This window comes from Rhodopila sp. (assembly GCF_035548235.1).
Lineage (GTDB): Bacteria > Pseudomonadota > Alphaproteobacteria > Acetobacterales > Acetobacteraceae > Rhodopila.
Genome location: NZ_DASZTJ010000089.1, coordinates 16299 through 29622, shown reverse-complemented (window position 1 = coordinate 29622; position 13324 = coordinate 16299). Strand labels below are relative to the sequence as shown.

Annotated in this window: 9 protein-coding genes; 6 read left to right on the top strand and 3 right to left on the bottom strand. The window is 66.6% G+C overall.

All coding sequences use genetic code 11. From position 1 onward, the window contains the following. From VHB27_RS07405 to VHB27_RS07395, 3 genes are all read left to right on the top strand, one after another. Positions 1-2257, top strand: a 2257-nt coding sequence (locus tag VHB27_RS07405) for an efflux RND transporter permease subunit (protein WP_325598782.1), incomplete at its 5' end; no start/stop codon positions are given. Then, entirely contained in the window at positions 2254-5559 is a 3306-nt protein-coding gene (locus tag VHB27_RS07400; RefSeq protein WP_325598780.1) for an efflux RND transporter permease subunit, read from the top strand. The genes VHB27_RS07405 and VHB27_RS07400, both read left to right, overlap by 4 nt. Positions 5560-5564: 5 nt before the next feature. Continuing rightward, complete coding sequence (locus VHB27_RS07395; RefSeq protein WP_325598778.1) at positions 5565-7121, top strand: efflux transporter outer membrane subunit; 1557 nt, start codon at positions 5565-5567, stop codon at positions 7119-7121. Between the two features lie 168 nt (positions 7122-7289). Here the strand turns inward: VHB27_RS07395 and VHB27_RS07390 are convergent, their stop codons facing one another. Then, on the bottom strand, positions 7290-8516 hold the full coding sequence (locus tag VHB27_RS07390) for an MFS transporter (RefSeq protein WP_325598776.1): 1227 nt from the start codon (positions 8514-8516) through the stop codon (positions 7290-7292). Between the two features lie 422 nt (positions 8517-8938). Here VHB27_RS07390 and VHB27_RS07385 point away from each other — a divergent pair, with 422 nt between their 5' ends. Both VHB27_RS07385 and VHB27_RS07380 read left to right on the top strand, forming a co-directional pair. Next, positions 8939-9727 (top strand): sulfite exporter TauE/SafE family protein, encoded by a 789-nt coding sequence (locus VHB27_RS07385; RefSeq protein ID WP_408903982.1) that lies wholly within the window; start codon positions 8939-8941, stop codon positions 9725-9727. 63 nt (positions 9728-9790) lie between these two features. Beyond that, positions 9791-10900, top strand: coding sequence for an LLM class flavin-dependent oxidoreductase (locus VHB27_RS07380; protein ID WP_325598772.1), 1110 nt, complete (start codon positions 9791-9793; stop codon positions 10898-10900). 16 nt (positions 10901-10916) lie between these two features. Here the strand turns inward: VHB27_RS07380 and VHB27_RS07375 are convergent, their stop codons facing one another. Then, positions 10917-11855 carry a ferritin-like domain-containing protein gene (locus VHB27_RS07375; RefSeq protein WP_325598770.1) on the bottom strand — a complete coding sequence of 313 codons (939 nt, stop codon included), beginning with the start codon at positions 11853-11855 and terminating at the stop codon, positions 10917-10919. Between the two features lie 209 nt (positions 11856-12064). On the opposite strand from VHB27_RS07375, the gene VHB27_RS07370 reads away from it, so the two are divergent. Next, on the top strand, positions 12065-13045 hold the full coding sequence (locus VHB27_RS07370) for a D-2-hydroxyacid dehydrogenase (protein ID WP_325598768.1): 981 nt from the start codon (positions 12065-12067) through the stop codon (positions 13043-13045). On the opposite strand, the gene VHB27_RS07365 is transcribed toward VHB27_RS07370, so the two are convergent. Beyond that, positions 13046-13246, bottom strand: a complete 201-nt coding sequence (locus VHB27_RS07365; RefSeq protein WP_325598766.1) for a heavy-metal-associated domain-containing protein — start codon at positions 13244-13246, stop codon at positions 13046-13048. Between the last annotated feature and the right edge of the window lie 78 nt (positions 13247-13324).

Sequence of the window (13324 nt, the reverse complement as noted above, 5' to 3'; positions counted from 1 at the left end):
CCAGCCGGGCGCCAACGTCATCCAGGTGGTGAACAACATCGAGGCCCTGCTGCCCCGCCTGAAAGCGACGCTGCCCGAGGCGGTGGACATGACCGTGCTCACCGACCGCACCACGACCATCAGGGCATCGGTGGCGGACGTGGAGTTCGAGCTGGGGCTGGCGGTGGCGCTGGTCGTGCTGGTGATCTTCCTGTTCCTGCGCAACCTGCCCGCGACGGTGATCCCCAGCCTGTCGGTGCCGCTGTCCCTGATCGGCACGCTGTCGATCATGTACCTGCTGGGCTTCAGCCTGGACAACCTGTCGCTGATGGCGTTGACGATCTCGACCGGCTTCGTCGTCGACGACGCGATCGTCATGATCGAGAACATCGCCCGCTATGTGGAGGCCGGCGAGACCCCGCTGCAGGCGGCCTTGAAAGGCAGCGAGCAGATCGGCTTCACCATCATCTCGCTGACGGTGTCGCTGATCGCCGTGCTGATCCCGTTGCTGTTCATGGGCGACGTGGTGGGACGGTTGTTCCATGAGTTCGCCATCACCCTGTCGGTGACGATCGTGATCTCCGCCGTGGTCTCCCTGACCCTGGTGCCGATGATGTGCGCAAGGCTGGTGCGGCATCGGTCGGAGGAACAGCGCAGCAAGTTCGACCTGAAGGCGGAACGGATCTTCGACTGGGTCGTCGATCGCTACGACCGCGCGCTGAACGTGGTGCTGGACCACCAGCCGCTGACGCTGCTGATCGCGGTCGCCACGATGGCGGTCACCGCCTGGCTCTACATCGTCGTCCCCAAGGGGTTCTTCCCGGTGCAGGACACCGGGGTGCTGCAAGGCATCTCGGTGGCGTCCGATTCCGTTTCCTACGACGCGATGGCGCAGACCCAGCAGGCGCTGGCGGACGCGATCCTGAAAGACCCCGATGTCGTCAGCCTGAGTTCCTTCATCGGCGTCGACGGCAGCAACGCCACGCTGAACAACGGCCGCTTCCTGATCAACCTGAAGCCGAAGGACGACCGCACGCTGAACGCGACCGAGATCGCCCAGCGGCTGCAGCGGGAAACCGCGGGCGTGAAGGGTGTCTCGCTCTATCTGCAGCCGGTGCAGGACCTGACGCTGGACGCCTCGGTCAGCCGCACGCAATACCAGTTCGTGCTGGAGAACCCGGACCTCTCGGCGTTCGACGCGTGGGTGCCGAAACTGGTCGCCAAGCTGAACGAGTCGCCGGCGCTGACCAACGTCGCCTCCGACCTGGAACAGAAGGCGCGGACGGTGGACCTGGTGATCGACCGCTCTACCGCCGCGCGGTTCGGCATCACGCCGGCGACGGTCGACAACGCGTTGTATGACCTGTTCGGCCAGCGCATCATTTCCACGATCTACACGCAGTCGAACCAGTACCGCGTGATCATGGAGGCCGAACCGAAGCTGCAGGACTCCTTGAACGCGCTGAATTCGATCTGGCTGCCGTCCTCGGCCTCCACCACCGGCCAGGTGCCGCTCAGCGCCATTGTCACGATCGTGCAGAGACCGGGGCCGTTGCTGATCAGCCACCTGGCGCAGTTCCCGGCGACCACGGTCTCCTTCGACACGGCGCCCGGAGCCTCCCTGGGCGAGGCCGTCGCGGCGATCCGGCAGGCCGAGGCGGAGATCGGGCTGCCGAACAGCTTCGTCACCGCGTTCCAGGGTGCCGCGGCAGCGCTGGAATCCTCGCTGTCGAACGAGTTGCTGCTGGTGCTGGCGGCGATCGTGACCGTCTACATCGTGCTGGGCGTGCTCTACGAGAGCTTCATCCATCCGATCACGATCCTGTCCACCCTGCCCTCGGCCGGCGCCGGGGCGCTGGTGGCGCTGCTGATCGCCGGGGACGACATCGACGTGATCTCGATCATCGGCATCATCCTGCTGATCGGGATCGTGAAGAAGAACGCGATCATGATGATCGACTTCGCGCTGGTGGCGGAGCGGGAGGAAGGCAAGCCTCCGCGCGAGGCGATCCACCAGGCCTGCCTGCTGCGCTTCCGGCCGATCCTGATGACGACGATGGCCGCGCTGCTGGGCGCGCTGCCGCTGATGCTGGGCAACGGCACGGGATCGGAGTTGCGGCGGCCGCTGGGCGTGGCGATCGTGGGCGGGCTGATCGTCAGCCAGGTGCTGACGCTGTTCACCACGCCGGTGATCTATCTGTGGTTCGACCGGCTGGCGCTGCGGCTGCGCGGGTCGGAGCACAAGCCGCCTTTGCTGCCGGAAGGCAACCCGCCGTGAACATCTCCGCGCCGTTCATCGCGCGGCCGGTCGCGACGACCCTGCTGACGATCGGCATCACGCTCGCCGGCATCTTCGCCTTCTTCAAGCTACCGGTCTCCCCGCTGCCGCAGGTGGATTTCCCGACCATCTCGGTCATGGCGCAACTGCCGGGCGCCAGCCCGGAGACGGTCGCGACTTCGGTCGCCAGCCCGCTGGAGCGGCATCTCGGCACCATTGCCGACGTGACGCAGATGACGTCGACCAGCAGCGTCGGTCAGGCGCGCATCGTCCTGCAATTTGGCCTGGACCGGAACATCGACGGCGCGGCCAGGGACGTGCAGGCGGCGATCAATGCCGCACGAGCCGACTTGCCCGCCAGCCTGCGCAGCAATCCCACCTACCGCAAGATGAACCCGGCCGACGCGCCGATCCTGATCCTGGCGCTGACCTCCAAGACGCTGACCCGCGGGCAGATCTACGACGCGGCCACCAACGTGCTGTCGCAGAAACTGTCGCAGATCCAGGGCATCGGCCAGGTCCTGATCGGCGGTGCGGCGCTGCCGGCGGTGCGGGTCGAACTGAACCCGACGGCGCTGTTCCATTACGGGATCGGGCTGGAGGACGTGCGTGCGGCGCTGGCGTCGGCCAACGCCAACAGCCCGAAGGGCGCCATCGAAGCGAACGGGCTGCACTACCAACTCTATACCAACGACCAGGCGACAAAGGCCGCCGATTACAAGCCGCTGGTGATCGCCTACCGCAACGGCGCACCGATCCGGCTGGAAGACGTGGCGGACGTGCAGGACTCGGTCGAGAACCTGCGCAATGCCGGGCTGTCGCAAGGCAAGCCGGCGGTGGTGGTGATCCTGTTCCGTCAGCCGGGCGCCAATATCATCAGCACGATCGACAGCGTGAAGGCGGCACTGCCGCAACTGATTGCGGCGATGCCCAGCGACGTGAACGTAACGATCGCCAACGACCGCTCGACGACGATCCGAGCGAGCCTGCACGACACGGAGGAGACGCTGCTGATCGCGGTGACGTTGGTGACGGTCGTCGTCTTCCTGTTCCTGCGTTCGGCGCGTGCGACGCTGATTCCCGCGATCGCGGTGCCGGTGTCCATCATCGGCACGTTCGGAACGATGTACCTGATGGGATACAGCCTGGACAACCTGTCGCTGATGGCGCTGACGGTGGCGACCGGCTTCGTCGTCGACGACGCGATCGTGGTGCTGGAGAATATCTCCCGCCACATCGAGGACGGGATGCCCCGGCTCCAGGCTGCCCTGCGCGGCGCTCGGGAGGTCGGGTTCACCGTTATTTCCATCAGCGTGTCGCTGATCGCGGTGTTCCTGCCGATCCTGTTGATGGGCGGAATCGTCGGGCGGCTGTTCCGTGAGTTCGCGATGACGCTGTCGCTGGCGATCCTGGTGTCGCTGGTCATCTCGTTGACAACGACACCGATGATGTGCGCGCTGATGCTGAAGCCGCGCAACGTCACGCTGCCGAAGCGCAAGACGCTTTTCGATCGGTTCCAGGCGTTCTACGGCCGCACGCTGGCCTGGGCGTTGCGCCACCCGGTGCTGGTGGTGTTCAGCCTGCTGCTGACCATCGTCGCCAATATCGCCCTCTACGTGATCGTGCCGAAAGGGTTCTTCCCGGAGCAGGACACCGGCCGGCTGATCGGCAGCCTGCAGGCGGACCAGAGCACCTCGTTCCAGTCGATGCAGCAGAAACTCACGATCATGTCCCGCATCGTGCAGGAAGACCCGGCGGTGGAGAGCGTGGTCGGCTTCACCGGTGGTGGCGGCGGCGGGCCGGGGTCGGCGACCAACTCGGCGTCGGTGTTCGTGGCGCTGAAGCCGCTGAACGAACGTCCGCCGATCGAGACCGTCATGTCCCGCCTGCGCCGCAAGCTCTCCGTCGTGCCTGGCGCGCGGCTGTTCCTGATCCCGATCCAGGACCTGCGCATCGGCGGGCGGGAGAGCAACGCCGCCTACCAGTACACGCTGACGGGGGATGACGCGCAGACGCTGTACGAATGGACGCCGAAGCTGGTGACGGCGCTGGAACACAGTTCGGTGCTGCGCGACGTCAGTTCCGACCAGCAACAGAAAGGGTTGGAAACCGACCTGAAGATCGATCGGGCGACGGCGAGCCGGCTGGGGCTGACGGTGTCGCAGGTGGACAACACGCTGTACGACGCGTTCGGCCAGCGTCAGGTCTCCACGATCTACAAGGCGCAGAACCAGTACCATGTCGTGATGGAGGTCGCGCCGCGTTATTGGCAAAGCCCGGAGACGCTGAAGGACATCTATGTCAGCACCGCGGGCGGCAATGCAACCGGAACCGAAACCAGCAACGCCGTCGTCGGCACCGTGGCCAGCAAGCAGACCGCTGCCACCGCCGCGACGATCGCGGGAAGTTCGGCGCGCAATGCCGCCACCAACGCGCTGGCGAATGTCGGCAAGGGCAGCGCGTCGTCGGGCGCGGCGGTCAGCACCAGCAAGGAGACGATGGTGCCGCTGTCCGCCTTCACCACGTTCGGTCCCGGCAACACCCCGCTGGCCGTGAACCACCAGGGGCCGTTCGTGGCCAGTACGATCTCCTTCAACCTGGCCGCCGGCAAGTCACTCAGCGACGCGACCGCCGCGGTCGAGCAGGCAATGGTCGAGATTCACATGCCGGCCTCGATCCACGGCGGATTCGCCGGCACCGCGCTGGTCTACCAGCAGACGGTGACCAATGAGCTGCTGCTGATCGCCACCGCCCTGGTCGCGATCTACCTCGTGCTGGGCGTGCTGTACGAGAGCTATGTCCACCCGATCACGATCCTTTCCACCCTGCCCTCGGCCGGGATCGGCGCCGTGCTGGCGCTGATGCTGTTCAACACCGAGTTCAGCCTGATCGCCGTGATCGGCGTGATCCTGCTGATCGGCATCGTGAAAAAGAACGCGATCCTGATGATCGACTTCGCGCTGGAGGCCGAACGCGACCACGGCATCGACCCCCGCGAGGCGATATTCGAGGCCTGCCTGATGCGATTCCGACCGATCATGATGACGACCAGCGCTGCCATCCTGGGCGCGCTGCCTTTGGCCCTGAGCTTCGGCGACGGTTCGGAACTGCGCCGCCCGCTGGGCATCTCCATCGTGGGGGGGCTGATCGTGAGCCAGGTGCTGACGCTGTATACGACCCCGGTCGTCTATCTGTGGCTCGACCGGTTCCGGCTGTACTGCAAAGGGCTGTGGAACCGGACGTTCCCTGGCCTGGCGATGCCGGGGGCCACGCCAGGCGCAACGCCGGGGGCGGCGGAGTGATGGGCGTGCGTTTTTCTGCGTCGTGCTTCAGATCGTCGTGCTCCCAACCGTCGCGGCCCAGACCATCGCGACCCAGACCATCGCGGCGGCCGCGGCTTGGCCCGATCCTGCTCAGCCTTCTGCTCGCCGGCTGCACCGTCGGGCCGGACTACAAGAAGCCTGACGCGCCGACCCCCGCCGTCTTCAAGGAACTGCAGGGCTGGACCCCCAGCCATCCGGCCGATGCCATGGACAAAGGGGCCTGGTGGTCCGTCTACCAGGACCCCGAGCTGGACCGGCTGGAGCGGATGGTCGACATCTCGAACCAGACGGTGAAGCAATACGAGGCCCAATACCGCAACGCCGTTGCCCTGGTCGCCGAAGCGCGGGCCAGTCTGTTCCCCACCGCCAGCCTGACCGCCGGCGTGTCGCGCAGCGGCAGCGGGGCCAGCGGTCGTGGGTACTCGACATCCAGCACTGGCACCGGTGGCTCCTCCTTCGGCGGCAGTTCGCACAGCACCGAGTACAACGTCTCGGGCAGCATCGACTGGTCGCTGGATGTCTGGGGCCGCATCCGCCGTCAGGTGGAAAGCAGCGCGGCCGGCGCCCAGGTCAGCGCCGCCGACCTGGCGAACGCACGCTTGTCGGCCCAGGCGACGCTCGCCACCGACTATTTCGACCTGCGTGCCGAGGACTCGCTGGCGCAGTTGCTGACCGACACGGTCGCCGCATACCAGCGCGCGCTGCAGATCACGGAAAACCAGTATCGCGCGGGAACGACATCCAGCATCGATTACGTCACCGCGCTGGCGCAGTTGCAGTCGACCCAGGCACAACTGATCGCCGTCGGGGTGCAGCGGCAGCAATTCGAGCACGCGATCGCCGTGCTGACCGGCCAGCCTCCGGCGGCGCTGACGATCGCGCCCGCGCCGCTGGCATCCATGGTGCCGGTGGTGCCGGCCGGGTTGCCCAGCACGCTGCTGCAGCGGCGCCCAGACATCGCCGCCGCCGAACGCACGATGCAAGAGCAGAACGCGCTGATCGGCGTCGCCATCGCCGCGTATTACCCGGACATCTCGCTGTCCGCGCTGGGGGAATACGCAGGCTACCCGTTGGGGTCGCTGTTCAACGCCAGCAACCAGGTCTGGTCGCTGGCGGCCTCGGGCAGCGAGACGCTGTTCGACGGCGGCCTCCGCCCTGCCCAGGTCTCGGCCGCCCGAGCGACGTATGACGCCGCGGTGGCGGGCTATCGCCAGACGGTGCTGACGGCGTTCCAGCAGGTGGAGGACGCGCTGTCCGACCTGCGCATCCTGGAGATGCAGGCGAAGGCCGAGGACATCGCCGTCAACTCCACCCGGCGCGCGGTGCAGGCGACGCTGAATGCCTACCGCGCCGGGACGGTCGCCTATACCAGCGTGATCACGGAGCAGACGCAGTTGTTGTCCGACCAGCAGTCGGCGCTGTCGGTCCTGCAAAGCCGTCTGGTGGCAAGCGTCGCACTGATCCAGGCGTTGGGCGGTGGGTGGACGACGGCCGACCTGCCCAGCACCGCGGCAGTGAAGGGGCCGTTCAAGCCGTACTGACGGACGCGCCGGCCGGGTGGACGCCTGCTTGCCCTTGCGTCATGGCGGCCTGCGGCCGAAGGGTCGTCATCCCGTCTTGGGGTGTTGATCCAGGCAGGGGTGTGGATGGCGGACCCGGGCCCGCCGTGACGGATGAGACCCGCCCACCGTTCGCGGATGGTCGCCTTCTCAAGGCGCCCGCTGCTTCCTGGGATTGGGCAGGAAAGCCGTCAGGATGCCGATCGCCGGCAGATAGGCACAGACCTCGTAGACAAAGCGGATGCTGGTCATGTCGGCCAGCTTGCCCAGCACGGCCGCCCCCAGCCCGCCCATGCCGAAAGCCAGTCCGAAGAACAGGCCGTTGATGGTGCCGACCTTGCCCGGCACCATCTCCGGCGCATAGACGACGATCGACGACGACGCCGAGGCCAGGATCAGCCCGATCGGCACCGTCAGCACGGCGGTCCAGAACAGCCCGACATGCGGCAGCGCCAGCGTGAACGGCAGCACGCCCAGGATCGACCCCCAGATGACGTATTTGCGTCCGATCCGGTCGCCGATAGGACCGCCGATCAGCACCCCGACCGCGAACGATCCCAGGAACAGGAACAGCAGCAACTGCGCTGCCTGCACCGACACGTGGAACGTGTCGATCAGGTAGAAGGTGTAATAGGTGCTCAGGCTGGCGACGTAGAAGAACTTGGAGAACAGCAGCGCCACCAGGATGGTTATCGTCATGGCCAGCCGCCCGCGCGACATCGGCGCCTTGCGCGTCGCCGCCTTGCCTCGGGTGCGTCCATGCGCGGTGTACCAGCGGCTGACGCCGGTCAGGATCACGGCCGCGATCAGCGCCAGGACGCCGAACCAGGACACGCTGCGCTGCCCGAACGGCACGACGATGAAGGCCGCGAGCAACGGCCCGATGGCCGATCCGGCGTTCCCGCCCACCTGGAAAATCGACTGCGCCAGCCCGTAGCGACCCCCGGACGCCGCCCGCGCGACCCGTGCCGCCTCGGGATGGAAGACGGAGGAACCGAGGCCCACCAGCGCCGCGGCCAGCAGAAGGGCCTCGAAACGGCCGGCGCTGCTGAGCATCAACAGCCCGATCAGGGTGAAGGCCATCCCGAAGGGCAGCGAATAGGGCTTGGGGCGGTGATCGGTGTACAGGCCCACGACCGGCTGCAGGATGGACGCGGTGCACTGGAACGTCAGCGTCAGGTAGCCGATCTGCGTGAAACTGAGGTCGTAGCTCTGCTTGAGGATCGGGTAGATCGCCGGCAGCAGCGACTGGATCGTGTCGTTGAGCAGGTGGCAAAGGCTGATGGAGCACAGCACCGCCATCACGGTCCGCTCCGGCGACGGAGCGACGTTGACCGGTCTTGCCGCCGAAGGCGCGGCAATCACATTTTCACTCACGTGTTGTTCCCCGGTTTGGGCTGGACCTTGGCCCGGCCCGCGACTTGTCCGTTCCCGCCCGCTATCCGTCCCATACGTCGTCGGTGCCAAGTCGTCTGGCTCAAAGGGCCGGTTCGGATCAGGGGCTTAGTGGTGGCCGTATGCCATGAGGCCGACGGGGTCAACGTCGGGGCGGGCAAGGCAGCCAAGCGCCAGGGTCTCGACACGCCGCTTGCGACGTCAATATGCCGCAAAGGCGGCGTGTGGATCAAAGTCGCGTCGGTGGCCGCGGGTCGGCATCGCGAAGAATACACTGATCCACACCCATAGGCTGTGCTAGGCTTAGCCATCCGGGTTTCGAGCCTCGATCGGCGAAGCGCCGGATGGGGGGTCACGCCTGGCCGAATGGCATGGATTGCCTGTGCTCCTACCGTGGAACCCCGATGATCGTGATGCCCCATTTGGATCCGCTTTACATGCTGTCCGGCTTTTTCGTCGGGCTGCTGGTCGGGCAAACCGGGGTTGGCGGCGGCTCGCTGATGACGCCGCTGCTGGTGCTGCTGTTCGGCATCCATCCGGCGACCGCCGTCGGCACGGACTTGCTGTACGCCGCCGTGACCAAGTCGGTGGGAACGGCGGTGCATGGCCTGAACCACACCGTGGACTGGCGCATCACCGGCCGGCTCGCCGCCGGCAGCGTGCCGACGACGCTGGCGACGCTGGCCATCATGGCCCGTCTCGACACCACCGGTTCGTGGGGTGCCCGCATGATTGCCCTGGTGCTTGGCATCATGCTGCTGCTGACGGCGCTGTCGATCATCTTCCGCCAGCCGTTCATGAAGCTCATGAGCCCGCTGACGGCCCGCATATCGGAACGCCGTGCGGCATGGCTGACGGTCGTCGTGGGGGCGGTGCTGGGCGTGCTGGTCACGATATCCTCGGTGGGCGCTGGTGCGCTGGGCGTCACCGCTCTGCTGCTGTTGTATCCGCGGCATAAGATGGCGGTCATCGTCGGGTCCGACATCGCGCACGCGGTGCCGCTGACGCTGGTGGCGGGGATGGGCCACTGGCTGAGCGGGTCGGTCGATCCGCCGTTGCTGGCCTCGCTGCTGGGCGGGTCCATTCCCGGCATCATCCTGGGCAGCTACCTGTCCGTGCGGCTGCCCGAATCGGTCCTGCGGCCCGTGCTGGCGGCGGTCCTGATCGTGGTCGGGGGGCGGCTGGTCCTCTGACCCGCCTCTTGCGGGCCGCTGAAAACCGTCCGACGCTGACCGGCGACAGGGAAAGGACGCGCCATGGACAGCGAACCCACACGCGGCGGCGGCTTGGAATTTGGCATGTTCCACGAGTTCCAGCGTCGCCCCGGTCAGACCGAGATCGAGGCCTTCCGCGAGTCATTCGAACAGGTTGACGCCGCCGAAGCGGCCGGGCTGGACGTCATGTGGCTCGCCGAACTGCATAATTCCCCCGAACGCTCGGTCCTGGCAGCGCCGCTGAACATCGCCAGCGCGATCGCGATGCGGACGAAGCGGATGAAGATCGGGATCGCCGTGCAGGTGCTGCCACTGTGCCACCCCCTGCGCGTCGCCGAGGAAGCCACCACCGTCGACCATATCAGCCAGGGAAGACTCATCTTCGGCGTGGGCCGCAGCGGGTTTCCGCGCACGTATCAGGCCTATGGCATCTCCTATGCCGAAAGCCGCGAACGCTTCGCCGAGGTGCTGGAAATCCTGAAACGCGCCTGGACGCAGGAGACGTTCTCCTTCCACGGCCAGTTCTACCGTTTCGACGACATCAACCTGGTGCCGAAGCCCTTCCAGGCACCGTATCCCGAGTTGCGCATAGCGGTGAACAGCCCTGACACGTTCCAGCAGAGCGGCGAAGCCGGGCTGCCGATCTTCGTGGCCACCCGGCTGGGCGACCTGAACGAGTTGGTGCCGAACCTGCGGGTTTACCGCGAGGCCTGGGCCGCCGCCGGCCATCCCGGCGCCGGACGCGTGTATCTACGCGTGCCGGTCTATGTCGCGGAGACCGAGCAGCGTGCGCGCGAGGAGCCGCGAGAGAGCATCATGTATTTCTACCGCTACCTCGGCGCCCGCATCGAGGCCTCCGCCGTGCAGGAAGGCGCTCGGTCCCTGGAAATGCGCGCCGAACGGGGGCAACGACTACAGTCGATCGACTACGATGAAGCGCTGCGCAGCAAGATCGTCGTCGGGACGCCGCGAATGGTGACGGACCGGCTCGGGGAGCTGAAGGAAACTCTGGGCCTGTCGGGGATCCTGGCGGAGCTGAACTGCGGCATGCGGATCCCGCACGAACAGGTGCTGACGTCGCTGCGGCTGATGTGCGGAGAGGTGATGCCGCACTACCGCGACACGATGGCGAACTTGTCGGCTTCGGATTGACGGCCGCCGGACCGGATCAGCCCGCCGCCTGTTGCTTTTTCCGTCCGGTGATCGCGCCCACCGCATCCGCCGCCCGCACGAACCACCGCGCCAGCGTGGGGGTCGTCGTCGGGCGCAGCAGGCGGGTGTCATAGCCGGCGAACCGGCGGTCGTTCTCCTCCAGGCACACCTTCATCAGCTCCACCGGCGACAGATCGGCGTCGCTGACCGCCTTGCTGCCGTTCAGGGTGAAGTTGTTGTCCTGCGGCTTCTCCGCCTCCATACCCCGTGCGAGGCCGACGCGTTCCCAGCCCAGGAACGCCCAGACCGCGAGGACCCTCAGCTCGAACCACGGCCGCCGCCACAGCGGCAGGTTGCGCCGGTACCAGGCCAGCCAGTTGGCGAACAGGAGGATATGGCGGGCTTCTTCCTGGATCACCGGCTCAAACGTGTCGACCAGTTCCATCGGGAAGAAGCCGGACCGCTTGGCCATCTCGAACAGGCCAAACGCGAAGAAACTGTCGATGCATTCGGAATAGCCTGTCACCAGGTAGGCCCATTCGGTGTCCTGCGGTCTCTTGTATTCAGGCTCCGGCTCCAGTGCGATGCCGTATGCGGTGACGAGGTTGGACAGCACCTCCTTGTGCCGCCCCTCCTCCCACGCGTTCTGACCGATCGCGGTGCGCCATTCGGCATCGCCGCAGCCCTCCGCGTAGGTAGCCATGCGCAGCCGGGCCTTCCCCTCGGTCTGGACGGCGATGTCCCAGATGGGGAGGGAAGTAAGGCGGTCTTGCGCCTCCGGCGTCAGCTTCGGCCAGTCGATGACCGAAGGTTTGTACGGGTTGAACGTCTCGCGGAACATGGCGCAGACGGCGGTCTTGTGCGCCGAAGAGCCCAGCGGCATCGCGCCGGGCGGTCCCTCCCAGTGGCGCGCCGCCTGGTCAGCGGCCTGGACGATGGCAGGCGCGACCGACATAGGCGGGATCGCGCCGAGGGGAGGCACAGTGGGCGGGACGTTCGCGGCTGACGCCAGATGTTCGCTCATACCGGTTGTATGTAGGATTTCACCCCCCTTGTGCAACGCAGCGCCCGGACGGCGAGCCCGGGGCAGGGCGCGACGTGGGGCGCAAAGCGTGGTATCCGCGCGGACCGAACGGGCACACGCCATCGATGGGAGAGATTCGGATGTCCAGCAGCAACGCCTTCACCTTCCTGATGCTGCCGCCGCAGACGGCGCTGACCCGCGATTGGGCGAAGCGGCTGTCGGCGACGGTGGCCGGCGTGAACATCGTTGTCGCCGAAACGATGGAGCAGGCCTCCGACGCGATCGCCGGTGCCGATGCGGCCTTCGGCACGCTGCCGCCGGCGCTGCTTGCCAAGGCCGCGAAGCTGCGTTGGCTGCAGGCGCCTCAGGCTGCGCCGCCTGCCGGATATTACTATCCCGAACTGATCTCGCATCCGCTGACGGTCACCAACTTCCGTGAAATCTTCAATGACCATATCAGCGCCCACATTCTCGCCTTTGTCCTGGCCTTCGCGCGCGGTCTGCATGTCTTCATCCCCCAGCAGCTCCGCCGCGAGTGGAAGAAGCCGCCAGAGGATACCGGCGTCGTCGCCCTGCCCGGCTCCGTGGCCCTCATCGTGGGCCTTGGCGGCATCGGGACCGAGACCGCCCGGTTGCTCGCCGCCTTCGGGATCACGGTGCTGGCAGTCGATGCGCGGCGGCCGGACAGGCCCGATTTCGTGGCCGAACTGCACCGGCCGGAGGCGCTGGAGACCCTGCTGCCACGAGCGGATTTCGTGATCCTGACGGTACCCCACACCCCGGCGACCGAAGGGTTCTTCAACCGGGGCAAATTCAAGCTGATGAAAAAGAGCGCGTTCTTCATCAATATCGGACGTGGCAAGACCACCCGGCTGGACGACCTCGTGGCGGCCCTGCAGGCCGGCGAGATCGCCGGCGCCGCGCTGGATGTCTATGAGCAGGAGCCGCTGCCGGCGGAGCATCCGCTGTGGGGCATGCCCAACGTGCTGATGACGCCGCACATGGCCGGATATGGGCCGCACTTGAACGAACGGCGGTTCCAGATCATCGCCGACAACTGCGCGGCCTTCGCCGAAGGGCGGCCGCTGCGCAACGTGGTCGACAAGGCGAACTGGTTCTGATCAGTCGGCGGCCTCGACATCGTAGCCCGCGTCTTCGAACGCAGTGGTGACAGCGGCGGCCGAGGCCGAGGTGCTGACCGTCACGCGATGGGTCTCCAAGTCGGCGGTCAGGGTCGCAGAGGGGTCGAGGGACTGCACTGCCCTGGTCAGCGAACGGACGCAGCCGTCGCAGTGCATGTCGGAGATCCGGAAGTTGAGCATCAATCAAGTCCGTGGTTGCCGTGTAGAGAATAGTGTGCGCCCGGGAATGCGGACAGAGGGCCGGCGACGACAATGTCG

Excerpts from the sequence above, each read along its gene's own strand:
- VHB27_RS07370 (WP_325598768.1), top strand. The coding sequence starts at position 12,065 with ATGTCCAGCAGCAACGCCTTCACCTTCCTGATGCTGCCGCCGCAGACG.
- VHB27_RS07375 (WP_325598770.1), bottom strand. The coding sequence starts at position 11,855 with ATGTCGGTCGCGCCTGCCATCGTCCAGGCCGCTGACCAGGCGGCGCGC.
- VHB27_RS07380 (WP_325598772.1), top strand. The coding sequence starts at position 9,791 with ATGGACAGCGAACCCACACGCGGCGGCGGCTTGGAATTTGGCATGTTC.
- VHB27_RS07385 (WP_408903982.1), top strand. The coding sequence starts at position 8,939 with ATGATCGTGATGCCCCATTTGGATCCGCTTTACATGCTGTCCGGCTTT.
- VHB27_RS07365 (WP_325598766.1), bottom strand. The coding sequence starts at position 13,246 with ATGCTCAACTTCCGGATCTCCGACATGCACTGCGACGGCTGCGTCCGT.